This is a genomic window from Streptomyces griseoloalbus (assembly GCA_014650015.1).
GTDB lineage: Bacteria > Actinomycetota > Actinomycetes > Streptomycetales > Streptomycetaceae > Streptomyces > Streptomyces griseoloalbus.
On the sequence record BMUD01000006.1, the window covers coordinates 71,839 to 96,120 of the forward strand.

The 24,282-nt window shown below is 70.8% G+C and carries 16 protein-coding genes and 1 tRNA gene; 10 read left to right on the top strand and 7 right to left on the bottom strand.

Annotated elements, in window-relative coordinates:
- Positions 1-637: 637 nt before the first annotated feature.
- Entirely contained in the window at positions 638-3,364 is a 2,727-nt protein-coding gene (gene polA / locus IE178_RS11020) for a DNA polymerase I (protein ID WP_193512111.1), read from the bottom strand.
- Between the two features lie 309 nt (positions 3,365-3,673).
- Between polA and IE178_RS11025 the strand changes: the two genes are divergently transcribed.
- From IE178_RS11025 to IE178_RS11060, 8 genes are all read left to right on the top strand, one after another.
- Positions 3,674-5,953: an FdhF/YdeP family oxidoreductase gene (locus IE178_RS11025; protein ID WP_193512112.1), complete on the top strand. Its 2,280-nt coding sequence runs from the start codon at positions 3,674-3,676 to the stop codon at positions 5,951-5,953.
- A gap of 63 nt (positions 5,954-6,016) precedes the next feature.
- Complete coding sequence (locus IE178_RS11030) at positions 6,017-6,499, top strand: PaaI family thioesterase (RefSeq protein WP_193512113.1); 483 nt, start codon at positions 6,017-6,019, stop codon at positions 6,497-6,499.
- An 81-nt stretch (positions 6,500-6,580) separates the two neighbouring features.
- Positions 6,581-7,030, top strand: coding sequence for a hypothetical protein (locus IE178_RS11035; RefSeq protein WP_193512114.1), 450 nt, complete (start codon positions 6,581-6,583; stop codon positions 7,028-7,030).
- Between the two features lie 664 nt (positions 7,031-7,694).
- Entirely contained in the window at positions 7,695-8,927 is a 1,233-nt protein-coding gene (locus IE178_RS11040; RefSeq protein WP_184763451.1) for a branched-chain amino acid ABC transporter substrate-binding protein, read from the top strand.
- Positions 8,928-9,041: 114 nt separating this feature from the next.
- Positions 9,042-9,971, top strand: coding sequence for a branched-chain amino acid ABC transporter permease (locus IE178_RS11045; RefSeq protein ID WP_193512115.1), 930 nt, complete (start codon positions 9,042-9,044; stop codon positions 9,969-9,971).
- Between the two features lie 5 nt (positions 9,972-9,976).
- Positions 9,977-11,806, top strand: a complete 1,830-nt coding sequence (locus tag IE178_RS11050) for a branched-chain amino acid ABC transporter permease (protein WP_318279982.1) — start codon at positions 9,977-9,979, stop codon at positions 11,804-11,806.
- Complete coding sequence (locus IE178_RS11055) at positions 11,803-12,675, top strand: ABC transporter ATP-binding protein (RefSeq protein ID WP_438874365.1); 873 nt, start codon at positions 11,803-11,805, stop codon at positions 12,673-12,675. The genes IE178_RS11050 and IE178_RS11055 overlap by 4 nt, the downstream gene beginning before the upstream one ends.
- Entirely contained in the window at positions 12,672-13,388 is a 717-nt protein-coding gene (locus IE178_RS11060; RefSeq protein ID WP_184763449.1) for an ABC transporter ATP-binding protein, read from the top strand. The genes IE178_RS11055 and IE178_RS11060 overlap by 4 nt, the downstream gene beginning before the upstream one ends.
- A gap of 101 nt (positions 13,389-13,489) precedes the next feature.
- On the opposite strand, the gene IE178_RS11065 is transcribed toward IE178_RS11060, so the two are convergent.
- Positions 13,490-14,146, bottom strand: coding sequence for an ANTAR domain-containing response regulator (locus IE178_RS11065; protein WP_184763448.1), 657 nt, complete (start codon positions 14,144-14,146; stop codon positions 13,490-13,492).
- A 105-nt stretch (positions 14,147-14,251) separates the two neighbouring features.
- Between IE178_RS11065 and IE178_RS11070 the strand changes: the two genes are divergently transcribed.
- Positions 14,252-14,324 (top strand) — tRNA-Leu (locus IE178_RS11070).
- 98 nt (positions 14,325-14,422) lie between these two features.
- On the opposite strand, the gene pyk is transcribed toward IE178_RS11070, so the two are convergent.
- Both pyk and IE178_RS11080 read right to left on the bottom strand, forming a co-directional pair.
- Positions 14,423-15,874 (bottom strand): pyruvate kinase, encoded by a 1,452-nt coding sequence (pyk, locus tag IE178_RS11075; protein WP_184763447.1) that lies wholly within the window; start codon positions 15,872-15,874, stop codon positions 14,423-14,425.
- A 133-nt stretch (positions 15,875-16,007) separates the two neighbouring features.
- Positions 16,008-16,697 (bottom strand): SIMPL domain-containing protein, encoded by a 690-nt coding sequence (locus IE178_RS11080; RefSeq protein ID WP_193512116.1) that lies wholly within the window; start codon positions 16,695-16,697, stop codon positions 16,008-16,010.
- 199 nt (positions 16,698-16,896) lie between these two features.
- On the opposite strand from IE178_RS11080, the gene IE178_RS11085 reads away from it, so the two are divergent.
- A complete protein-coding gene (locus IE178_RS11085) occupies positions 16,897-18,702 on the top strand; it encodes a bifunctional metallophosphatase/5'-nucleotidase (protein ID WP_193512117.1) in 1,806 nt (601 codons plus the stop codon).
- Positions 18,703-18,725: 23 nt separating this feature from the next.
- Here the strand turns inward: IE178_RS11085 and IE178_RS11090 are convergent, their stop codons facing one another.
- The 3 genes from IE178_RS11090 to pepN all read right to left on the bottom strand — a co-directional run bounded on the left by IE178_RS11090 (position 18,726) and on the right by pepN (position 24,254).
- A complete protein-coding gene (locus IE178_RS11090) occupies positions 18,726-20,129 on the bottom strand; it encodes a lysine N(6)-hydroxylase/L-ornithine N(5)-oxygenase family protein (RefSeq protein WP_193512118.1) in 1,404 nt (467 codons plus the stop codon).
- A complete protein-coding gene (locus IE178_RS11095; RefSeq protein ID WP_193512119.1) occupies positions 20,126-21,493 on the bottom strand; it encodes a pyridoxal phosphate-dependent decarboxylase family protein in 1,368 nt (455 codons plus the stop codon). The genes IE178_RS11090 and IE178_RS11095 overlap by 4 nt, the downstream gene beginning before the upstream one ends.
- Before the next feature lie 166 nt (positions 21,494-21,659).
- Entirely contained in the window at positions 21,660-24,254 is a 2,595-nt protein-coding gene (pepN, locus tag IE178_RS11100; RefSeq protein WP_193512120.1) for an aminopeptidase N, read from the bottom strand.
- Positions 24,255-24,282 lie beyond the last annotated feature (28 nt).

Sequence of the window (24,282 nt, forward strand, 5' to 3'; positions counted from 1 at the left end):
CGGGGTCGCGGGGTCGCGGGGTCGCGGGGTCGCGGGGTCGCGGGGTCGCGGGGTCGCGGGGTCGCGGGGTCGCGGGGTCGCGGGGTCGCGGGGTCGCGGGGTCGCGGCAGCTCATCCGGTCCGGACGGCCGGGCACCTCGGGACCCCGCCGCCGTGGCCGGTCACCGTCCCGGCGGACGCGACGCGGTCGGAGCAGCGGAGGCAGTGACCGCCCGGGGGTCACGACGACCGGACCCACCGGACCGCACCGTCGCGGCTCCTCACCACCGCGACGCACACGTCACAGCACACGCGATCCCATCGGCGCACGCAGCCCTGACGGCGACCGGCCGTGAGACCGGGCAGCGTCGGACCGTGCCGTCGCGGCTCCTCGTCGGCCCGGCGGCCGCGGCACGGCACCACACAAGCAGCCCCGCCGGCGAGGCCGTGGCGGTGGCCCGGCCCCGGGACGGCCAGAGGGTGTCGTTTTGCTCGGGCCGGCTCCAGGGAGCGGTGCCCTGCGGCCGAGCCGAGTGGCGTCCGGTGCCGTGCGTCGCGAGACGGAGGAGGGCACCGGGCGGAGCCCCGGCAACCGACGACAACGCGGCGAGGCCCGGTGCCGGACCCCTCGGTCCCGGCAAAATCCGAACGACAGGCCCTAGTGGGCTGCCGACTCCCAGTCCGGGCCGGCGCCCACCGAGACGCCCAGGGGGACCCGGAGCTGGACCGCGCTCGCCATTTCGCGGCGGACCAGTTCCTCCACCGCGGGACGCTCGCCGGGGGCGATCTCCAGGACGATTTCGTCGTGGACCTGGAGGAGCATCCGGGAGCGCAGGTCCGCCTCGCGCAGTGCGCCGTCCACGTTCAGCATGGCGATCTTGACGATGTCCGCCGCCGTGCCCTGGATCGGCGCGTTGAGCGCCATCCGCTCGGCCGCCTCGCGGCGCTGGCGGTTGTCGCTGTTGAGGTCGGGCAGGTAGCGGCGGCGGCCGAAGAGCGTCGCCGTGTAGCCGGTCGCCCTCGCCTCGTCGACGACGCGGCGCAGATAGTCCCGTACGCCGCCGAACCGCTCGAAGTACGCGTCCATCAGGGCGCGCGCCTCGGCCGCCTCGATGTTCAGCTGCTGGGAGAGGCCGAAGGCCGACAGCCCGTACGCCAGGCCGTACGACATCGCCTTGATCTTGCGGCGCATCTCCGCGTCCACCGCGGACTGCTCGACCGAGAACACCTGCGCGGCCGCCGTGGTGTGCAGGTCCTCGCCCGAGGTGAACGCCTCGATGAGGCCGGCGTCCTCGGAGAGGTGGGCCATCACGCGCAGCTCGATCTGGCTGTAGTCGGCGGTGAGGAGCGACTCGAAGCCCTCGCCGACCACGAAGCCGCGGCGGATCGCGCGGCCCTCGTCCGTGCGGACGGGGATGTTCTGCAGGTTCGGGTCGGTCGACGACAGGCGGCCGGTGGCGGCGACCGTCTGGTTGAACGTGGTGTGGATGCGGCCGTCCGCGGCGATCGTCTTGATCAGGCCCTCGACGGTGACGCGCAGCTTCGCCTGCTCACGGTGGCGCAACATGATCACCGGCAGTTCGTTGTCGGTCTGGCCGGCAAGCCAGGCCAGCGCGTCGGCGTCCGTGGTGTAGCCGGTCTTCGTCTTCTTCGTCCTGGGCAGGGCGAGCTCGCCGAAGAGGACTTCCTGGAGCTGCTTGGGCGAGCCCAGGTTGAACTCGTGGCCCGCCGCCGCGTGCGCCTCCTTCACCGCCTGCTGCACGGCGCCCGCGAACATCTGCTCCATGGCCTCCAGATGGGCCCGGTCGGCCGCGATGCCGTTGCGCTCCATGCGGGCCAGCAGCGCCGACGTCGGCAGCTCCATGTCCCGCAGCAGGTCCGCCGCGCCCACTTCCTCCAGGCGGGCCTCGAAGGCCTCGCCCAGGTCGAGGATGGCGCGGGCCTGCACCATCAGCGCCTCGGCCTCCGCGCCGTCGTCCGCGCCGAAGGCCAGCTGGCCGTCGGGCGCGGCGGCGGGGGCCAGCTCGCGGTGCAGGTACTCCAGGGACAGTGCGTCCAGGTCGAAGGAACGGCGGCCCGGCTTCACCAGGTACGCGGCGAGCGCGGTGTCCATGGTGACGCCCCCGACGCTCCAGCCGTGCTCGGCGAAGACGCGCATCGCGCCCTTGGCGTTGTGGAACACCTTGGGCCGGTCCGCGGCGCCGAGCCAGGCCGCGAAGGCCTGCTCGTCGGCCTCGTCCAGCTCGGCCGGATCGAACCACGCGGCCGGCCCGGCGGACGCGGCCAGCGCGACCTCGGCGACCGAGCCGCTGCCGAGCGCCCAGGTGTCGACCGTGGCGACTCCGAGGGGGCCGGTGCCGTGCTCGGCGAGCCAGTCGCTCAGCTCGCCGGTGCCCAGCACGGTGCCGTCCAGCTCCACGCCGTCCACGACGACCGGGGTGGTCTCGACCTCCTCCGCGCCCGGGTCGACGGCGAACAGCCGCTCGCGCAGCGACGGGTTCCTGATCTCCAGGGTGTCCAGGATCATCGCCACGGCCTTGCGGTCGTAGGCGGCCCGCTCCAGCTCGGGGACGCTCTTCGACAGCTCGACCCGGCGCTCCAGCTCCGTGAGCCGGCGGTTGAGCTTGACGGACTCCAGGTGGTCGCGCAGGTTCTGCCCGGCCTTGCCCTTGACCTCGTCGACCCGCTCGACCAGCTCCGCGAAGGAGCCGAACTGGTTGATCCACTTCGCGGCCGTCTTCTCGCCGACGCCCGGGATGCCGGGCAGGTTGTCGGACGGGTCCCCGCGCAGGGCAGCGAAGTCGGGGTACTGGGCGGGCGTCAACCCGTACTTCTCGAAGACCTTCTCCGGGGTGAACCGGGTCAGCTCGGAGACACCCTTCGTCGGGTACAGCACCGTGGTGTGCTCGGAGACCAGCTGGAAGGAGTCCCGGTCACCGGTGACGATCAGCACGTCGAAGCCCTCGGCCTCGGCCTGGGTGGCGAGGGTGGCGATCACGTCGTCCGCCTCGAACCCCTCGACGGCGAAGCGCTCGGCGTGCATCGCGTCGAGCAGTTCGCCGATCAGCTCGACCTGGCCCTTGAACTCGTCCGGGGTCTTGGAGCGGTTCGCCTTGTACTCGGTGAACTCCTCCGACCGCCACGTCTTGCGCGAGACGTCGAAGGCGACCGCGAAGTGCGTGGGCGCCTCGTCACGCAGCGTGTTGGCCAGCATCGACGCGAAGCCGTAGATCGCGTTCGTCGGCTGGCCCGTCGCGGTGGTGAAGTTCTCCGCGGGCAGCGCGAAGAACGCGCGGTAGGCCAGCGAGTGCCCGTCCATGAGCATCAGTCGCGGACGGGTCCCGCCGGAGGTCTGGTCGGTCTTCTTCGATGCTGTCTCTGCCACGCCCCCGATCCTGCCACGCCCCACTGACACTCGGCCCCGCCCGCGTGCGGCGGCACGGTTTCGCCCCTCCGCCCCTTGCCTTTCACGTTCCCGTCCCTCTTTCGCCCGCCGGCCTCGTCCTCGAACGCCGGACGGACCGGAAGACGCCTGTCCGCACCCCGTTCTCGCGGGCCGGACCGGCTGAAAGACACCTGCCCGCACCCCGTTTCCGCGGGCCGGACCGGCTGATCCGGCCCGATCGGGATCGTCGGAGCCGTCGCGTGGCAGGATCGGAGACGTACCTCACACGTGCGTGAACAGGAGTGCGCGATGGCCACCAAGCCGCCCAAGGGTGATCCGGTCCAGGACGCGCCGCAGGTCGCCGAGCCGCGGCACGCGGCCGCGGGCCTCCCGGCGATCGGTCACACCCTGCGCATGGCCCAGCAGCAGATGGGCGTGAAGCGCACGGCGTTGACACTGCTCAGCGTCAACCAGAAGGACGGCTTCGACTGCCCTGGCTGCGCCTGGCCGGAGCCGGAGCACCGGCACAGGGCGGAGTTCTGCGAGAACGGCGCGAAGGCCGTGGCCGAGGAGGCCACCCTGCGCCGGGTCACCCCGGAGTTCTTCGCCGCGCACCCCGTCACCGATCTGGCCGGGCGCAGCGGCTACTGGCTGGGGCAGCAGGGCCGGCTGACGCACCCCATGTATCTCCCCGAGGGCGGCGACCGCTACGAGCCGGTCACCTGGGAGCGTGCCTTCGACATCGTCGCCGAGGAGATCACCGCGCTCGGCTCCCCCGACGAGGCCGTCTTCTACACCTCCGGACGCACCAGCAACGAGGCCGCCTTCCTCTACCAGCTGTTCGCGCGTGAGCTCGGCACCAACAACCTGCCCGACTGCTCCAACATGTGCCACGAGTCGTCCGGCTCGGCCCTGTCGGAGACGATCGGGGTGGGCAAGGGCAGCGTCCTGCTCGAGGACCTCTACAGGGCCGACCTGATCATCGTCGCCGGGCAGAACCCCGGCACCAACCACCCGCGCATGCTGTCCGCCCTGGAGAAGGCCAAGGCGAACGGGGCGCGGATCATCAGCGTCAACCCGCTGCCCGAGGCGGGACTGGAGCGGTTCAAGAACCCGCAGACCCCGAAGGGGCTCACCACCGGCGCCGCCCTGACCGACCTGTTCCTGCAGATCCGCCTCGGCGGCGACCAGGCCCTCTTCCGCCTCCTCAACAAGCTGATCCTCGACACGCCGGGCGCGGTCGACGAGGAGTTCGTGCGCGACCACACCCATGGCTACGAGGAGTTCGCCGAGACCGCGCGTGCCGCCGACTGGGACGAGACGCTCACGGCGACCGGCCTCACGCGCGGGGACATCGAGCGGTGCCTGCGGATGGTGCTCGATTCGCAGCGCGTCATCGTCTGCTGGGCGATGGGCCTCACCCAGCACAAGCACTCCGTGCCCATGATCCGCGAGGTCGTCAACTTCCTCCTGCTGCGCGGCGACATCGGCCGCCCGGGCGCGGGCGTGTGCCCGGTGCGCGGCCACTCCAATGTGCAGGGCGACCGCACCATGGGCATCTTCGAACGGCCCGCGCCGGCGTTCCTGGACGCCCTGGAGAGGGAGTTCGGCTTCGCGCCGCCGCGCGAGCACGGCTACGACGTCGTACGGGCCATCCGCGCGTTGCGCGACGGGAAGGCGAAGGTCTTCTTCGCCATGGGCGGCAACTTCGTCTCCGCCTCCCCCGACACCGAGGTCACCGAGGCCGCGATGCGCCGCGCGCGGCTGACGGTGCACGTGTCGACCAAGCTGAACCGCTCGCACACCGTCACCGGCGCGCGCGCCCTGATCCTGCCCACCCTGGGCCGCACGGAGCGCGATCTCCAGGGCAGCGGCGAGCAGTTCGTGACGGTCGAGGACTCCATGGGCATGGTGCACGCCTCGCGCGGCCGGCTGGAACCGGCCGGCCGGCACCTGCTGTCCGAGCCGGCCATCGTGTGCCGGCTGGCCCGCCGTGTGCTCGGCGAGCGCAGCACGGTGCCGTGGGAGGAGTTCGAGAAGGACTACGCGACGATCCGCGACCGCATCGCGCGCGTGATCCCCGGTTTCGAGGACTTCAACGCGCGTGTGGCCCGCCCCGAGGGCTTCGCGCTCCCCCACGCCCCGCGCGACGAGCGCCGCTTCCCCACCGCCACCGGCAAGGCCAACTTCACCGCCGCGCCGGTGGAGTATCCCGAGCTGCCGAAGGGCCGGCTGCTGTTGCAGACGCTGCGCTCGCACGACCAGTACAACACCACGATCTACGGCCTCGACGACCGCTACCGGGGCATCAGGAACGGCCGCCGGGTGGTGCTGGTCAACCCTGAGGACGCGCGGGAGCTGCGGCTCGCGGACGGCAGTTACGTCGATCTGGTCGGCGAGTGGAGGGACGGCGTCGAGCGCAGGGCGCCCGGTTTCCGCGTCGTGCACTACCCGACGGCCCGGGGCTGCGCCGCGGCGTACTACCCGGAGACCAACGTCCTGGTGCCGCTGGACGCCACCGCGGACACCAGCAACACCCCGGCCAGCAAGTCCGTCGTGGTGCGTCTGGAACAATCGGCGACCGACTGAGCGTTTGCTCAGCAGGTAGCCGTAGTGATCACGACGCGATACGAGCGAACGGAGCCGGGCCCCATGGGAGAGCAGCAGCAGGTCGAGTTCCCGCAAGAGGTCGTCGACGAGTACGCCGCGCTCGGCGTGGACCTCCGGGCGCTGTTCTCGGCGGGCCACCTGGGCACGCGGATGGGCGTGCAGATAGTCGAGGCGTCGGCGGAGCGGGTCGTCGGGACGATGCCGGTGGAGGGCAACACCCAGCCGTACGGGCTGCTGCACGGCGGTGCCTCCGCCGTACTGGCGGAGACGCTGGGGTCGGTGGGGTCGATGCTGCACGGCGGTGTCTCCAAGATCGCGGTCGGCGTCGACCTCAACTGCACCCATCACCGCGGTGTCCGTTCCGGCCTGGTCACCGGGGTCGCCACGCCGGTGCACCGGGGACGGTCCACGGCGACGTACGAGATCGTCATCACCGATGAGGCGGACAAGCGGGTGTGCACCGCGCGGCTGACCTGCCTGCTGCGGGACGCGAACCCCGGTGGCGGGGAGGGAGCGGCGGGCTGACCGCCGTGGTGGTGCGGGAAGGGTGCCCGGCCCGCACCACCCGCCCTTGCCGCGGGTCCCTGGGCGCCCTACCGTTCGGGCATGGAACGGGCAGGGATCGCTCGGCCGGGGGCACGGACGCCCGGTCCGTGTCTCGTGGCCGCCCTGCTGGCCGGCCTTCTGGCCACCGGGTGCGATGCGTCCGGTGACCGGGAGGCCGGACACGCGTCCGACGGCCGGACGGGCTCCACGGCGCCGTCGTCGGCGGCCTCGTCCCCGTCACCCCGGGCCACGTCCGACGAGGAACTGTGCGCACGGCTCGTCGGGTACTGGTCCCGCGAGGCACTCGCCGGCACCACGTACGGCGACTACCAGTCCATGGGGCTGTCCAACGGTCAGTACGACATCCTGCGCGCGGCGGTGGACGCGGCGCGGCCGGTCCAGAGGCGTCAAGGCACGGCGGCCGCACACCGGTTGATGGACCGTGAGGTACGTGAGGGCTGTGTCGACCGGTACCGCCACGGCGGGCCGACCGAGGGGCCGTGGCAATGACCGAAAAGCCCCCGGCGTTCATGGAAACCGCAGGCCAGAGCCCCTGAATCAAAATCCGGAACGTCGGATTCAATGTCCGTTTCGACGTCCGGACGGCACCGCGTCTCGTTTTCGGTGGCTATTGCACGGAAATTCGATCCCCGATCCCACCCGATCCCGGCCGGTTCCGTTACCGGATCCGGATCGCCACGATGCCCCACCCGCGACGGAATGAGGGAAACCGCCGGAGAACGCCGGAACGCCGGACCACCTTTCCTCGGCGTAACTCTGCGTAATACACACGCAATACAGCCACCCGGCCCGCCACTTCGGGCGACAGGCTGCACAGAGCCCCTCGCCAGGCCCCGCGAGCACCCTCGGCAACATCATCAGGTAATGACCAAAACCGCCGATACACCTGAACACACCGCGCCGAGTCCTGCGGTTTCTCACCATCCGGACAGGGCAAAAGGGCGAGAATTCCGCCGTTCCCCCCAGTCAGTACCGCTCTGCAATACGTCGTGTCATAACAAGAGCGTCACAGCCTTGGCCAGACCCTCCTCCACCTTCCCCCGACCCGCTTAGAGTCACGGCCAGTCACCGCGCCGCCCGATTGTCACGTCGGCCCAGCGCTCGACTCGGCCGTTTCCACCAGGAAGCGGTTGTCAGGGGAAAGGACTGGATCGTGCGTCAACGTTCGCTCATCGCCCTCACCGCGGCACTCGCGGCGGGATCGCTCACGCTCACCGCATGCGGGTCGCGCGACGACAGCAGCAACGGCAGTGGCGGCGGCGACAAGACCACTGTTGTGATCGGCATCGACGCCCCGCTGACCGGCGACCTCTCGGCCCTCGGCCTCGGCATGCGCAACTCCGCCGAGCTCGCGGTGAAGACGGCCAACAAGAAGGGGTTCGTCGAGGGCATCGAGTTCGAGCTCGAACCGCTCGACGACCAGGCACAGCCCTCCGTCGGCCAGCAGAACGCCCAGAAGTTCATCAGCAACAAGGACGTCCTCGGCGTCGTCGGCCCGCTGAACTCCAGCGTCTCCCAGCAGATGCAGAAGCCGTTCAACGACGCCGGCCTGGTCCAGGTGTCCCCGGCCAACACCGGCACCGAGCTGACCCAGGGCGACGGCTGGAAGACCGGCGACTCGGTCCGCCAGTTCAAGACGTTCTTCCGCACCGCGACCACGGACGAGATCCAGGGCGCCTTCGCGGCCGAGTACCTCTACACCAAGGCCGGCAAGAAGAAGGTCTACCTGATCGACGACCAGAAGACCTACGGCGCTGGCCTCGCCGCCTCGTTCAAGACGAACTTCACCAAGCTCGGTGGCAAGATCGTCGGCAACGACCACATCAACCCCGACGACCGCGACTTCAACGCCGTCGTCGCCAAGATCAAGAAGACCGGCGCCGAGGCCCTCTACTACGGCGGCGAGTACCCGGCCGCCGCCCCGCTGAGCCAGCAGCTCAAGGACAGCGGCCAGAGCATCCCGCTGATGGGCGGCGACGGCATCTACTCCGGCGAGTTCCCGAAACTGAACAAGAAGGCCGAGGGCGACCTCGCCACCTCCGTGGGCAAGCCGGTCGAGCAGCTGCCGTCCGCCAAGGAGTTCATCGAGAACTACAAGGCCGAGGGCTTCGAGGACCCGTACGAGGCCTACGGCGGCCTCACCTACGACGCCACCTGGTCGATCATCGAGGCCATCAAGCTGGCCGTCGACGGCAACGACGGCAAGGTCCCGTCCGACGCCCGCAAGGCCGTTCTCGACGCGATGAGCAAGATCAAGTTCGACGGCGTCACCGGCACCGTCTCCTTCGACGAGTTCGGTGACACCACCAACACGCTGATGACCGCCTACAAGGTCAAGACCAACGCCTGGGCGCCCGAGTACAGCGCCTCGCCCAAGGTGGGTTGAGCAAGGGGACACACAGGGGACACACCCTCACCACGTTGATCCCAGGCCGCGCGGGAGCGCCCACCAGCGCTCCCGCGCGGCGCCATATCCGAACCACTCCACGGAGGCCCTGCGGTGAACGAACTGCCGCAACAGCTGGCCAATGGACTCATCCTCGGCGCGATGTACGGACTCATCGCGATCGGCTACACGATGGTCTACGGCATCGTCCAGCTCATCAACTTCGCCCACGGCGAGATCTTCATGGTCGGGGGCTTCGGGGCCCTGACCGTCTTCCTGATACTCCCCGACGGCTTCGCCCTCGGAGCCGCCATCCCCCTCATGATCCTCGGCGGCGTGATCGTCTCGGTGGCCTTCGCCACGGCGGCCGAGCGCTTCGCCTACCGGCCCCTGCGCAGCGCGCCGCGGCTGGCACCGCTGATCACCGCCATCGGCCTGTCCATCGTCCTCCAGCAGATCGTGTGGATGTGGTACCCGGAGGCGAAGAAGGACCGCTCCTTCCCGCAGTTCCAGGGCGAGCCCATCGACATCCTCGGCGCCACCGTCCAGCGCGGTGACCTCTTCGTCATCATCGCCGCCCCGCTGTGCATGATCGCCCTCGGCCTCTTCGTGTCGAAGACCCGCTCCGGCCGCGGCATGCAGGCCACCGCCCAGGACCCCGACACCGCCAAGCTGATGGGCGTCAACACCGACCGCATCATCGTCATGGCCTTCGCCATCGGTGCCGCGTTCGCCGCCATCGCGGCCGTCGCCTACGGCCTCAAGAACGGCCAAGTCGGCTTCCGCATGGGCTTCCTGATGGGCCTCAAGGCCTTCACCGCCGCCGTCCTCGGCGGCATCGGCAACATCTACGGCGCCATGCTCGGCGGCATCGTCCTCGGCGTCGCCGAGGCCCTGGCCACCGGCTACATCGGCAACATCCCGGGCATGGAACTCTTCGGTGGCGGCGCCTGGAAGGACGTATGGGCCTTCAGCCTGCTCATCCTCGTCCTGCTCTTCCGGCCACAAGGCCTGCTCGGCGAACGCGTCGCGGATCGGGCGTGATATCCATGACCACCAAAACCCCCAGCACCGACAGCTCCGCCACCTCCAAGGCGGCCACGGCACCGGCCACCCCGGTCGTCCCGCTGCCGCCCGCCGCGGCACGCGCGATCACCGGCGCCGGTTCCGCCCTCGCCCTCGTCGGCACCTTCCTCGCCTGGACCTGGACCGACGAGTTCCCCGGCAACCTCACCGTCACCGGCTACCCCGGCGGCCTGCAGGTCCTCACCCTCGTCGGCGCCGCCCTCACCCTGCTGTTCGTCCTCTCCGGCTACGGCATCCGCGGACTGGGCTGGCTCACCCCCGGCGGCACCAACAGCCCCGTGCTGCTGGGCGCCCTCGGCGTCCTCGGCACCACGGGCTACACCATGGGCGCCATCAGCCAGGAGCTCGGCGGCCTGGTCAACCTCGAACCCGGCGCGTGGGTCTCCGGCATCGGCGCCCTCGTCGCCGTCCTCGGCGCCCTCGGCCTCCCGGCCGACCAGCCGTACGGCGCCGACGAGTCCCGTCCGGGCCTCTGGGGCCGGATCCGCCACTCCCTCACCGCCCCCGAACCCGGCCGTGCCAAGGACCTGCCGTCCTGGGCCGAGATCCTCATCATCGCCGCCGGCTTCGGCGTCGGCCTGTACGTCTTCGCGTACGGCATCGGCACCGAGTACTCCGAGCTGTTCATCGGCTTCCTGATCACCGCCGGGTTCGGCTTCACCGCCGTCACCCGCGCGGGACTGCTCAAGCGGCTCTCGGCGCTCACCGCCAAGCACCGCAACGTCACCCTCGCGGCCGCCTTCGTCGCCGCGATCTGCTTCCCCTTCACCCAGGGCAACGACCAGTTCGCCCTCATCGGCGCGAACATCCTGATCTTCGCCACCGTCGCCCTGGGCCTCAACGTCGTCGTCGGCCTCGCCGGCCTCCTCGACCTCGGTTACGTCGCCTTCCTCGGCGTCGGCGCCTACGCCGCCGCCCTGGTCTCCGGCTCCCCCCAGTCGAGCATCGGCCTGCACTTCCCGTTCTGGGCGGCCGTTCTCACCGGTGCCCTCGCCTCGCTGATCTTCGGCGTGGTGATCGGTGCCCCGACCCTGCGACTGCGCGGCGACTACCTCGCCATCGTGACGCTCGGTTTCGGTGAGATCTTCCGCATCACCATGAACAACCTGAACGGCAACAGCGGACCCGACGTCACCAACGGCTCCAACGGCATCCCGAACATCCCCGACCTGGAGATCTTCGGCTTCAACCTCGGGGTTCCGCACAACGTCCTGGGCCACGAGCTCACCCGCTCCGGCAACTACTACCTGCTGATGCTGCTGTTCACGGCGATCGTCGTGATGGTCTTCCGCCGCTCCGCGGAATCCCGCATCGGCCGCGCCTGGGTCGCCATCCGCGAGGACGAGACCGCCGCCACCGCCATGGGCATCAACGGCTTCCGCCTCAAGCTCCTCGCCTTCGCCCTCGGCGCCTGCCTGGCCGGCCTCGCCGGCACCGTGCAGGCCCACGTGTCCTACAGCGTCACCCCGGAGCAGTACCAGTTCGCCGGCTCCGTGCCGCCGAACTCGGCCTTCCTGCTCGCCGCCGTCATCCTCGGCGGCATGGGCACCATCAGCGGCCCCCTCATCGGCGCCGCGCTGCTCTACCTGATCCCGGCCAAGCTCCAGTTCATGGCGGAGTACCAGCTGCTCCTCTTCGGCGCCGCGCTCATGCTCCTCATGCGCTACCGCCCCGAAGGACTGGTCGCCGACCGCAGGAAGCAGCTCGAGTTCCACGAGACCGGACAGCTCGACGTACCGGACGACAAGCCGCTCCCCGACGGCGCGACCGGCGTCGCGAAGGCAGGGGCGTGACCACCATGACCACCACCACCGCACCCACCACCACGACGGTCCTCGACGCCAGCGACGTCACCATGCGGTTCGGCGGCCTCACCGCCGTGCGCTCCGTCGACCTCGTCGTCAACAGCGGCGAGATCGTCGGCCTCATCGGGCCCAACGGCGCCGGGAAGACCACCTTCTTCAACTGCCTCACCGGCCTGTACGTCCCCACCGAGGGCAAGGTCTCGTACAAGGGCACCGTGCTGCCGCCGAAGCCGCACCTGGTCACCCAGGCCGGCATCGCCCGTACCTTCCAGAACATCCGGCTCTTCGCCAACATGACCGTTCTGGAGAACGTGCTCGTCGGACGGCACACCCGCACCAAGGAAGGCCTCTGGTCGGCGCTGCTGCGGCTGCCCGGCTTCAAGAGGGCCGAAGAAGCCTCCCGCGAACGGGCCATGGAACTCCTGGAGTTCACCGGACTCGCCGCCAAGGCCGACCACCTCGCCCGCAACCTGCCCTACGGCGAACAGCGCAAGCTCGAGATCGCCCGGGCGCTCGCCAGCGAGCCCGGCCTGCTCCTCCTCGACGAGCCCACGGCGGGCATGAACCCGCAGGAGACCCGCGCCGCCGAAGAGCTCATCTTCGCCATCCGCGACCAGGGCATCGCCGTCCTCGTCATCGAACACGACATCCGGTTCATCATGAACCTCTGCGACCGGGTCGCCGTACTCGTCCAGGGCGAGAAGATCGTCGAAGGACCCGCCGAGGTCGTCCAGGCCGACGAACGCGTCATCGCCGCCTACCTCGGCACCCCCTTCGAAGGCGCGCCCGGCCAGGAGGAGGCCGCCGAGGTCGAGGCCGCCGAGGCGCACAGCACCACAGAAGGGGACGACAAGTGACCGCACTGCTGGAGGTCGAGGACCTCAGGGTCGCCTACGGCAAGATCGAGGCCGTCAAAGGCATCTCGTTCAAGGTCGACGCGGGCGAGGTCGTCACCCTCATCGGCACCAACGGCGCCGGCAAGACCACCACCCTCAGGACACTGTCCGGACTGCTCCAGCCGGTCTCCGGCCACGTCCGGTTCGACGGTCGGTCGCTGAAGAAGATCCCGGCACACAAGATCGTCTCGCTGGGGCTCGCCCACTCCCCCGAGGGGCGGCACATCTTCCCCCGGATGACCATCGAGGACAACCTCCGTCTCGGCGCCTTCCTCCGCAACGACAAGGACGGCATCGAGAAGGACATCCGGCGCGCCTACGAGCTCTTCCCCATCCTCGGGGAGCGCAGCAAGCAGGCCGCGGGCACCCTCTCCGGCGGTGAGCAGCAGATGCTCGCCATGGGGCGGGCGCTGATGTCCCGGCCCAAGCTGCTGATGCTCGACGAACCCTCCATGGGTCTGTCGCCGATCATGATGCAGAAGATCATGGCGACCATCGCCGAGCTGAAGTCCGAGGGCACCACCATCCTGCTCATCGAGCAGAACGCCCAGGCGGCGCTGTCGCTGGCGGACCACGCCCACGTCATGGAGGTCGGCAAGATCGTCCTCTCCGGCTCCGGGCAGGACCTCCTGCACGACGAGTCCGTCCGCAAGGCCTACCTCGGCGAGGACTGAGGCCGCCCGCACACGGCGAGGCCCGCGCTCCCCCGACAGGGGGCGCGGGCCTCGCCGTACGCACGGCACGGGGCGATTACCCGGCCTGTCGGTCCATCGCCCTATCCCTTGGACGCCTTCTTCTCCTCGGCGTCGTCGATGACCGCCTGCGCCACCTGCTGCATCGACATCCGCCGGTCCATCGACGTCTTCTGGATCCAGCGGAACGCCGCCGGCTCCGACAGCCCGTACTGCGTCTGCAGCACCGACTTCGCCCGGTCCACCAGCTTCCGCGTCTCCAGCCGCTGGCTGAGGTCCGCGACCTCGCGCTCCAGCTCCTTCAGCTCGGTGAACCGTGACACCGCCATCTCGATCGCCGGCACCACGTCGCTCTTGCTGAACGGCTTGACCAGATACGCCATCGCGCCCGCGTCCCGCGCCCGCTCCACCAGGTCGCGCTGCGAGAACGCGGTCAGCATCAGCACCGGGGCGATGTTCTCCTCGGCGATCTTCTCCGCCGCGGAGATACCGTCCAGCTTCGGCATCTTCACATCGAGGATCACCAGGTCGGGCCGGTGCTCACGGGCCAGCTCGACGGCCTGCTCACCGTCCCCCGCCTCACCGACGACGGAGTACCCCTCCTCCTCCAGCATCTCCTTGAGATCGAGCCGGATCAGGGCCTCGTCCTCGGCGATCACGACACGGGTCGTCATCGGAGGCACGTGCGACTTGTCGTCGTCGGGCACGTCTACAGGCTGGGGCGACTCGGGGGCGCTCACGTGGGCTCCTTGGTGCGGGGCAGACCGGTACTGCTGACAAGAGCGTACCCAGCTGCGGTAAGGTGGGGGCACGGCGGGTAACCGTCGACCTTCGTTTTGCAGGGCGCCCCGGTAGCCCAGCGGTAGAGGCAATGGTCTCAAACACCATCCAGCGTCGGTTCGAATCCGACCCGGGGTACTTTTCCTCTGTATCCAAGGTCACCATTTGACAGCGGATGTACGCCTTTTCGGTGAACATCCGCTTTTCGCTGTGCGCCTGGCGCGCCTCGCGGGCGTTCAGGCGCCGGACCGCTGCCGAGGGCTGTCGTCCTCGCCGATGTGGTGGACGCGGACCATGTTCGTCGAGCCGGAGACACCCGGCGGAGAGCCCGCCGTGATGACGACCGTGTCGCCCCTCTCGCAGCGGGCGTACTCGAGCAGCAGTTCGTCGACCTGCTCGACCATCGCGTCCGTGGAGCCGACATGGGGCCCGAGGAACGTCTCCACGCCCCAGGTCAGGCTGAGCTGCGAGCGGGTGGCCGGGTCCGGGGTGAAGGCGAGCAGCGGGATGGGGCTGCGGTAGCGGGAGAGGCGGCGGGCGGTGTCGCCGGACTGGGTGAAGGCGACGAGGAACTTCGCACCGAGGAAGTCGCCCATCTCCGCCGCCGCGCGGGCCACGGCGCCGCCCTGGGTGCGGGGCTTGTTGCGTTCGGTCAGCGGCGGCAGGCCCTTGGCGAGGATGTCCTCCTCGGCCGCCGCCACGATGCGGGCCATCGTGCGAACGGTCTCGATGGCGTGCTTGCCGACGCTGGTCTCGCCGGAGAGCATCACGGCGTCCGTGCCGTCGATGACGGCGTTGGCGACGTCGGACGCCTCCGCGCGGGTGGGCCGGGCGTTGTCGATCATCGAGTCGAGCATCTGGGTGGCGACGATGACCGGCTTGGCGTTGCGCTTGGCCAGTTTGATGGCGCGCTTCTGGACGATGGGGACCTGTTCGAGCGGCATCTCGACGCCGAGGTCCCCGCGGGCGACCATGATGCCGTCGAAGGCGGCGACGATGCCGTCGATGTCGTCGACCGCCTGCGGCTTCTCGACCTTGGCGATGACGGGGAGGCGGCGGCCCTCCTCGTCCATGATGCGGTGCACGTCCTTGATGTCGCGCCCACTGCGCACGAAGGACAGGGCGACGACGTCGAAGCCGGTGCGCAGCGCCCAGCGGAGGTCGTCCTCGTCCTTCTTGGACAGCGCGGGGACGGAGACGGCGACGCCGGGGAGGTTGAGGCCCTTGTGGTCGGAGACCATGCCGCCTTCGACGACGGTGGTGCGCACGCGGGGGCCGTCGACGTCCGTGACCTCGAGGGTGACTTTGCCGTCGTCGACGAGGATGCGTTCGCCGGGGGTGACATCGGCGGCGAGGCCGGCGTAGGTGGTGCCGCAGGTGTGGCGGTCGCCCTCGACGCCCTCTTCGACGGTGATCGTGAAGGTGTCGCCGCGTTCGAGGAGTACGGGGCCTTCGGTGAAGCGGCCGAGGCGGATTTTCGGACCTTGAAGGTCGGCGAGGAGGCCGACGCTGCGGCCGGTCTCGTCGGCGGCTTTCCGCACCCGTCGGTAGCGCTCCTCGTGCTCGGCGTGCCCGCCGTGGCTGAGGTTGAGTCGGGCTACGTCCATTCCCGCGTCGACCAGGGCTTTGATCTGGTCGTATGTGTCGGTGGCGGGGCCCAGGGTGCAGACGATTTTCGCTCGGCGCATATACCGAGCCTAGGGCTTACCGGTCGGTAGCGACTTGGTTGCGCATGACGACTCAACGGCCGGTTGGTGAAGGGCTATTGACAAGTGTTGAAGTGTGCGCAGGGCCGCTCCGATGAGCGTTCGAATGCCGGTTCTAGAGCTGGGGCGGCCGCATCGTGAAGCGGGCGGTGACCTCTGCGCGCAGATGCTGCCGCTGGGGCTCCAGGTCGAGCGGCGGGGGCGGCGCGGCACTCTCGGCGGAGGCGGCGAAAGCCATGGAGCGGGTCCCGGCCAGGGGCTCCGGGTGAGCGATTCCGATTCCGGTGTCGGTGAGTTCGATGAGGGCGGCGACCGTGGTGCCGAGCGCTTCGGCGTATGCGCGGGCGCGCCGCACGGCGTCGTGCACCGCCTGCCGCCGGGCCTGCCGGTGCGCCGGGGAGTCGGGGCGCAGGAACCACCACGGGCCCTCGACGCGGGTGAGGTCGAGATCGGCCAGGCGGGTGGCGAGGTCGCCGAGGACGGTGAAGTCGTTGAGCTCGGCGGTGAGGTGGACGGTGCCGTGGTGGGCCCGGACGCGTTCGCCGCGGCCGTGGGCGGTGAGTTCGGGGATGACGGTGAGGGCGCCGGTCCCGAGGTGTTCGAGGGCGTCGCCGTAGGACTTGATCAGGTCGAGGGCGGCGGTGTTGCGGCGGGTGAGGTCGTCGAGGGTGGCGCGCCCGTCGCTGCCCCGCGCGGTGAGCGTGACCGCGATGCGGGCGAGGTCGGGGGCGACTTCGAGGTGGGCCTCGCCGCGCACGGTGAGATGGGGGGCGCCGGGTGTCCCGTAGGGGTGAGGGGTGGTCATACGTCCCACTGTGTCACCGGTCGTCCCGGTGCGGGGTGCGTGCCGGACACCGGATCGCAACCTGGGGGGTCTGTTCCGGGCCGGCGTGTTCGGGCCAGAATCATCGGGCGAATCTACGCGCGTTGTGCTGCGCGCGCCGCGTCTGCCGCGTGCGTCGTGTCCACGCGCGTTGTTGCCCGTTGTCCGAGGAGAGCCCGACATGCCGTTGAACCGCCGGAAGTTTCTGAAGAGGTCCGCTGTGACGGGGGCGGGGGTGGCGCTCGCGGGTACGGCGGCGGCTCCCGCGGCCGAGGCCGCCGGGGCGGGGCGGGGAGGGAAGCCGGTGAAGCGGTACGCGCTGACCGTGATGGGCACGACCGATCTGCACGGGCACGTCTTCAACTGGGACTACTTCAAGGACGCCGAGTACGGGGACGCGGCCGGCAACGCGCAGGGCCTGGCGCGGGTGTCGACGCTGGTGAACGAGGTCCGCGAGGAGAAGGGCCGGCACAACACGCTGCTCCTCGACGCGGGTGACACCATCCAGGGCACGCCACTGACGTACTACTACGCGAAGGTCGACCCGATCACCGCCGAGGGCGGTCCGGTGCATCCGATGGCGCAGGCGATGAACGCCATCGGCTACGACGCGGTGGCGCTCGGCAACCACGAGTTCAACTACGGCATCGAGACCCTGCGCACGTTCGAGGAGCAGTGCGACTTCCCGCTGCTGGGCGCGAACGCGCTGGACGCGAAGACGCTGAAGCCCGCTTTCCCCCCGTACTTCATGAAGACGTTCCGGGTGAAGGGCGCTCCCCCGGTGAAGGTGGCCGTGCTGGGCCTGACCAACCCGGGGATCGCGATCTGGGACAAGGCGTACGTGCAGGGCAGGCTGACGTTCCCGGGGCTGGAGGAGCAGGCGGCCACGTGGGTGCCGAAGCTTCGGTCGATGGGCGCGGACGTGGTCGTGGTGTCGGCGCACTCCGGGTCGTCGGGGACGTCGTCGTACGGTGACCAGCTGCCGTACGTGGAGAACGCGGCGGCGAACGTGGCGCGGCAGGTGCCCGGGATCGACGCGATCCTGGTCGGTCACGCGCACCAGGAGATCGAGGAACTGCTGGTCACCAACGAGAAGACCGGCGAAACGGTCGTGCTGTCGGAGCCGCTGTGCTACGCCGAGCGGCTGACGCTGTTCGACTTCGGGCTCGTCTTCGAGCGCGGCCGGTGGCGGGTGGAGTCGGTGAAGGCGTCGCTGCGCGACGCGGCGACGGTGGAGGACGACCCGGCGATCACCAAGCTGCTCGCCGACGAGCACGCCGAGGTCGTGGCGTACGTCAATCAGGTGGTGGGCACGGCGACGCAGACCCTGACGACGGTGGAGGCGCGCTACAAGGACGCGCCGATCATCGATCTCATCGCCAAGGTGCAGGAGGACGTGGTGAAGGCGGCCCTCGCGGGCACCGGGTACGGGTCGCTGCCGGTACTGGCGCAGGCCTCGCCGTTCTCGCGGACGTCCGAGATCCCGGCGGGCGAGGTGACGATCCGGGATCTGTCGAGCCTGTACGTGTACGACAACACGCTGGTCGCGAAGCTGATGACCGGGGCGCAGGTGCGGGCGTACCTGGAGTACTCGGCGGAGTACTTCGCGCAGACGGCGGCCGGGGCCCCGGTGGACGTGGCGAGGCTGACGAACGCGGGCGGCCGACCGGACTACAACTACGACTACGTCTCCGGGCTCGGCTACGAGATCGACATCGCCCGGCCGGCCGGGTCGCGGATCAAGAACCTCACGTTCGGCGGTGCTCCGCTGGACGACGCGCAGCAGTTCGTGTTCGCGGTGAACAACTACCGGGCGAACGGCGGTGGCGCGTTCCCGCACGTGGCGTCGGCGAAGGAGCTGTGGGCGGAGTCGACGGAGATCCGGACGCGGATCGCGGAGTGGGTGACGGCGAAGGGCGTGCTGGACCCGAAGGACTTCGCGTCGGTGGACTGGAGGCTGACGCGGGACGGTACGCCGGTGTTCTGATCGCCGTCCGTCCGTACGGGTCGTCAGGTCCCGTCCGCCAGTGGGGTGAGCCGTGTGGCTTGCCGGGCGGGCGGGACCTGCGGCGTCCGGGGGTGGAGGCCGAAGGTGGTGAAGGCGGTGCGTTCGGGGAGGGGGTAGGTCTGCTCCCCGGTGAGGTGGTTGAGGATGACGGCGCTGCGCCAGGCGGCGAGTCCGAGGTCGGGCGCTCCGACGCCGTGGGTGTGCAGTTCGGCGTTCTGGACGTACACGGTGCCGGTGACGGAGGGGTCCAGGTCGAGGCGGTAGTGCGCGTCGATGCGGGGCCGGCCGGCGCGGTCGCGGCGGAGATGTGCGTCGAGGGGGGCGAGGAGGTGGTCGAGGGGGCGCCCGCGATGGCCGGTGGCGAGGACGACGGCGTCGGTGGTGAGGCGGGTGCGGGTCTGCTGCCGGGTGTGTTCGAGGTGGAGTTCGATCCTGGCGGGGCCGAGGCGGCCGGCGGTGCGGATGCGGACGGCGGGGGTGAGGACGGTGTCGGGCCAGCCGCCGTGGAGGGTGCGCCGGTAGAGCTCGTCGTGGATGGCGGCGATGGTCGCGGCGTCGATGCCCTTGTGGAGCTGCCACTGTGCGGGGACGAGCCGGTCGCGGACGGCCTCGGGGAGGGCGTGGAAGTAGCGGGTGTGGTCGGGGGTGAAGTGTTCGAGGCCGAGCTTGGAGTACTCCATGGGGGCGAAGGCCTCGGTGCGGCCGAGCCAGTGGAGCCGCTCCCGGCCGGCGGGCCGGCGGCGTAGCAGGTCGAGGAAGATCTCCGCGCCGGACTGTCCGGTGCCGACGACGGTGACGTGGCCCGCGGCGAGGAGGGTGTCGCGGTGGGTGAGGTAGTCGTCGGAGTGGATGACGGGGATGCCGGGTGCGTCGGCGAGGGGTCTCAGCGGTTCGGGCACCCAGGGCTGGGTGCCGACGCCGAGGACGAGGTGACGTGCGCGGACGCGGCCGGAGGACTCGGCCCGGCCGTCGGCGTCGAGTCGGGTGAAGCCGACCTCGAAGAGCGCGCGGCCGGGGTTCCAGCGGACGGTGTCGACGTGGTGGCCGAAGTGGAGTGCGGGGAGCCGGTCGGCGACCCAGCGGCAGTAGGCGTCGTACTCGGTGCGGCGGATGTGGAAGTGCTCGGCGAAGTAGAACGGGTAGAGGCGTTCGCGGGCTCTGAGGTGGTTGAGGAAGGTCCAGGGGCTGGTGGGGTCGGCGAGGGTGACGAGGTCGGCGAGGAAGGGGACCTGGACCGTGGCGTCGTCGAGGAGCAGGCCGGGGTGCCAGGTGAAGTGCGGGCGCTGGTCGTAGAAGGCGGTGCTGAGTGCGGTGAGGGGGTGGGCGAGGGCGGCCAGGGAGAGGTTGAAGGGGCCGATGCCGATGCCGACGAGGTCGCGGGGGGCGTCGGGGGACGTGGGGGTCATCGGGGTCCTTCCGCGTGTGCCTGGTGGACGAGGGTGATCAGGTCCGCCAGGGCGTCGTGGCGGGTGGCGGGGTTGAGGAGGGTGGCCTTGAGCCAGAGCCGGCCGTCGGCGCGGGCGCGGCCGAGGACGGCGCGGCCGGTGGTGAGCAGGTGCCGGCGCAGGGCGGCGACGGCGGTGTCGGTGGCGTCGGCGGGCCGGAACAGGACCGTGCTGATGACGGGCCGGTCGTGGAGGTCGAGGCGGGGGTCGTCGTGGACGAGGGCGGCGAACTCCTGGGCGTGGGCGCAGACCTGGTCCACGAGGGCGCCGAGTCCGGTGCGGCCGAGGGTCTTGAGGGTGACGGCGAGTTTGAGGACGTCGGCGCGGCGGGTGGTGCGCAGGGAGCGGCCGAGGAGGTCGGGGAGTCCGGCCTCGGTGTCGTCGTCGGCGTTGAGGTAGTCGGCGCGGTGCCGCAGGGCGTCGAGGTCGTCCGGGTCGCGGACGGTGAGGAGGCCGGCGGGGACCGGCTGCCAGCCGAGTTTGTGCAGGTCGAGGGTGACGCTGTGGGCGGCGTCGAGTCCGGCGAGCCGGGGCCGGTGGCGGTCGCTGAAGAGCAGGGGTCCGCCGTAGGCGGCGTCGATGTGGAGGCGGGCGCCGTGGGCGGCGCAGCGGGCGGCGATCTCCGGCAGGGGGTCGATGAGTCCGGCGTCGGTGGTGCCGGCGGTCGCGGCGACCAGGTGGGGTCCGGGCAGCTGGGTGAGGAGGTCGTCGAGGGCGACCGGGTCGAGGGTGCCGGCGGGTGCGGGGACGACGACGGGTTCGGGCAGGCCGAGCAGCCAGGCGGCGCGGGGCAGCGAGTGGTGGGCGTTGGCTCCGTGGACGAGGCGTACGGAGCCGCCGTGTGCTTCGCGGGCCAGGAGGAGGGCGAGCTGGTTGGACTCGGTGCCGCCGGTGGTGACGAGGCCGTCGGCGTGGCCGGCCTCGCGGGCGAGGGCCCGGGTGACGAGGGCTTCCAGGGCGGAGGCGGCCGGCGCCTGGTCCCAGGAGTCGAGGGAGGGGTTGAGGGCGGTGGCGGCGAGGTCGGCGGCGGCCGCGAGGGCGAGGGGCGGGCAGTGCAGATGGGCGGCGCACAGGGGGTGCGCGGGGTCCGCGGCGCCTTCGGCGAAGGCGTGGACGAGGGTGCGCAGGGCTTCGGGGTCGCCCCGGTCGGGCAGGACGTCCCCCACGGCGTCCCGGATCCGCGCGGTGACCGTGTCCGGGCCGCCGGCGGGCAGCGGTCCCCCGCGCGCCCGGGCGCCGGTGTGCAGGGCGTCGAGGACGGTGTCGAGCAACGGCCGGAGGCCGCAAGGGCCTTGGGGGCCCGAGGCGAGGGGCGGCGTGCTCATGGGCTGTCCTCCGGGGCGCGGCGCGGGGAGGACTCAAGGGTGTACGCGAAGGGGGTGCCACGCCCGGAAAGCCCGGAGATAGCACTCGAAAGGGGGTACGCCCCTTTTGGTGAGGTATGCAGAGGGGGCGCCGCCGATCCGCTCGGCGGCGCCCCCGAGCGCTGTGCTACGCCTGCTGTACGCGCAGGGCGCGGGCCAGGTCGTCGAGTTGGTCGACGAGCTTGCGGCGCAGGGCGGGGATCGGGTCGGCCTCGCGCAGGCACTTCTGGCCGAGTTCGAGGTGCTCGGCGTCGACGGCGTGGGCGGGGAAGGCCCAGCGGCCTGCGGCCTCGGCGATGGCGGGGCCGCGGCGGGCGGCGACGGCGACCGCGTCCTTGTAGTAGCGGGCCACGTACGGAGTCACCAGGTCTGCCTGTTCGGGCTGCCAGAAGCCCTGGGCGGTGGCGGTGAACAGGTAGTTCGACAGGTCGGCCTGGTCGTCGGAGCCGAACATGGCCTGCCACGCGCGGGACTTGGCGTCCTCGTCGGGCAGGGCGGCACGGCAGCGGGCGGCGCCCTCCTGGCCGGTGGCGCTGGGGTCGCGCCGGAGTTCGTCGGCGATGGCGGCCTCGTCGGTGGCGCCCAGCACGGCGAGGCGGGCCAGGACGCGCCAGCGCAGTTCCGGGTCGAGTTCGGGACCGCCGGGGACGATGCCGTCGGCGAGCCAGGCGGCGATGGTGTCGGGGTGGGCGGCGACGTCGATGAACTGGCGTACGGCGATCAGGCGCAGGCCGGGGTTGTCGCCGTCCTCGGTGCGGCGGATGAGGTCGCGGCACAGGGTGGTGAGGGTGGCGAGCGCGGCGGGCCGCTGGTCGGGGGCGAGGTAGCGGTCGGCGATGTGGGTGGAGGCGAAGGCGAGGACGCCCTGGACGAGGGCGAGGTCGCTCTCGTGCGGGAGGTGGGTGCGGGCGATGTCCAGGAAGTCGGCGGCGGGCAGGTCGCCGTCGCGGACGGCGTCCCTGAGGGCGTTCCACACCACCGCGCGGGTGAGGGGTTCGGGCAGGCCGGACAGATGGGTGCGCAGGGTGTCCAGGGACTCGGGGTCGAAGCGGACCTTGGCGTAGGTGAGGTCGCCGTCGTTGAGGACGACGAGGGCGGGGCGGGTGCCGCCGGTGCTGATGGCGATGTTCTCGTGGGCGGGGATGTCCGCCTCGATGCGGTCGCGCAGGGTGAGCCGGCCTGCTTCGTGCAGGTCGTGGTCGTAGACGCCGATGGTGATGCGGTGCGGGCGCTTGCTGCCGGCCGAGTGGAGGGTGGCGAGGTGGCTCAAGCCGTGGAAGCTCTGGTCGGGGTCGGGCCCGGACCAGACCCCGGTGCTGCCGTCGTGCCCGATGCCGAGGCGCCAGTAGCCGTTGTCGCCGCTCCTCGGTTCGGGGGTGAGGGTGTCGACGCCGGTGGTGCGCAGCCAGGCGTCGGCCCAGGCGTGGACGTCGCGTTCGGTGGCGGCGGCGAGGGAGTCGATGAAGTCGGCGAGGGTGGCGTTGCCGAACCGGTGCCGCTGGAAGTGGATGTTGATGCCGGCGAGGAAGTCCTTCTCGCCGAGCCAGGCGACGAGCTGGCGCAGGGCGGAGGCGCCCTTGGCGTAGGAGATGCCGTCGAAGTTGAGCAGGGCGGAGGCGGTGTCCTCGACGTTCTCGGGGGCGACCGGGTGGGTGGAGGGCCGCTGGTCGGCGTCGTAGCCCCAGGGCTTGCGGGTGACGCCGAAGTCGGTCCAGGTGTCGGTGAAGCGGGTGGCCTCGGTGAGGGTCTGGTAGCCCATGTACTCGGCGAAGGACTCGTTGAGCCAGATGTCGTCCCACCACCTGAGGGTGACGAGGTCGCCGAACCACATGTGGGCCATCTCGTGGGCGACGACCATGGCGCGGGTCTGGCGTTCGGTGTCGGTGACGGCGGAGCGGTAGACGAACTCGTCGCGGAAGGTGACCAGTCCCGGGTTCTCCATCGCGCCCGCGTTGAACTCGGGGACGAAGGCCTGGTCGTAGGAGTCGAAGGGGTACGGCTCCTCGAACTTCTCGTGGTAGCGGTCGAAGCAGGCGCGGGTGATGTCGAGGAGTTCCCCGGCGTCGGCGTCGAGGTACGGGGCCAGGGAGCGGCGGCAGTGGATGCCGAAGGGCAGGCCGCGGTGCTCGGTGCGCACGGAGTGCCAGGGGCCGGCGGCGACGGCGACGAGGTAGGTGGAGATCAGCGGGGTGGCGGCGGCCTGCCAGCGTCCGCCGCCGAGGTGTTCGGTGATGCCGTTGGCGAGGACGGTCCAGCTCTCGGGGGCCGTGACGGCGAGGTCGAAGACGGCCTTGAGGTCGGGCTGGTCGAAGGCGGCGAAGACGCGCTGCACGTCGTCCATGAACAGCTGGGTGTAGACGTAGGTCTCGCCGTCGGTGGGGTCGGTGAAGCGGTGCATGCCCTCGCCGGTGCGGGAGTAGCGCATCCGCGCGTCGACGCGCAGCTCGTGCTCGCCGGCGGTGAGGTTCTTCAGCGGCAGCCGGTTGCCGTCGAGCGTGTCGGCGTCCAGGGGCTGTCCGTCGAGGGTGACGGAGCGCAGCTCGGCGGGCTTGATCTCGACGAAGGTGTCCGCGTCCGTGCGGGCGCTGAACCTGATCAGGGTGCGGGAGTCGAAGGTCTCGTCCCCGGTGGTCAGATCGAGTTCGATCGTGTAACGGTGGACGTCGAGGAGCTGTGCTCGGTTCTGCGCTTCGTCGCGCGTCAGTACGGACATGCAGGCCATGCTGCCTGATGCCGTTGCCTGGGCACAG

Coding starts and splice junctions, on each gene's coding strand:
- IE178_RS11080 (WP_193512116.1), bottom strand. CDS start 16,697: ATGACCACCCCTCACCCCTACGGGACACCCGGCGCCCCCCATCTCACC.
- IE178_RS11030 (WP_193512113.1), top strand. CDS start 6,017: ATGGGAGAGCAGCAGCAGGTCGAGTTCCCGCAAGAGGTCGTCGACGAG.
- pepN (WP_193512120.1), bottom strand. CDS start 24,254: ATGGCCTGCATGTCCGTACTGACGCGCGACGAAGCGCAGAACCGAGCA.
- IE178_RS11050 (WP_318279982.1), top strand. CDS start 9,977: ATGACCACCAAAACCCCCAGCACCGACAGCTCCGCCACCTCCAAGGCG.
- pyk (WP_184763447.1), bottom strand. CDS start 15,874: ATGCGCCGAGCGAAAATCGTCTGCACCCTGGGCCCCGCCACCGACACA.
- IE178_RS11035 (WP_193512114.1), top strand. CDS start 6,581: ATGGAACGGGCAGGGATCGCTCGGCCGGGGGCACGGACGCCCGGTCCG.
- IE178_RS11090 (WP_193512118.1), bottom strand. CDS start 20,129: ATGACCCCCACGTCCCCCGACGCCCCCCGCGACCTCGTCGGCATCGGC.
- IE178_RS11095 (WP_193512119.1), bottom strand. CDS start 21,493: ATGAGCACGCCGCCCCTCGCCTCGGGCCCCCAAGGCCCTTGCGGCCTC.
- IE178_RS11025 (WP_193512112.1), top strand. CDS start 3,674: ATGGCCACCAAGCCGCCCAAGGGTGATCCGGTCCAGGACGCGCCGCAG.
- IE178_RS11085 (WP_193512117.1), top strand. CDS start 16,897: ATGCCGTTGAACCGCCGGAAGTTTCTGAAGAGGTCCGCTGTGACGGGG.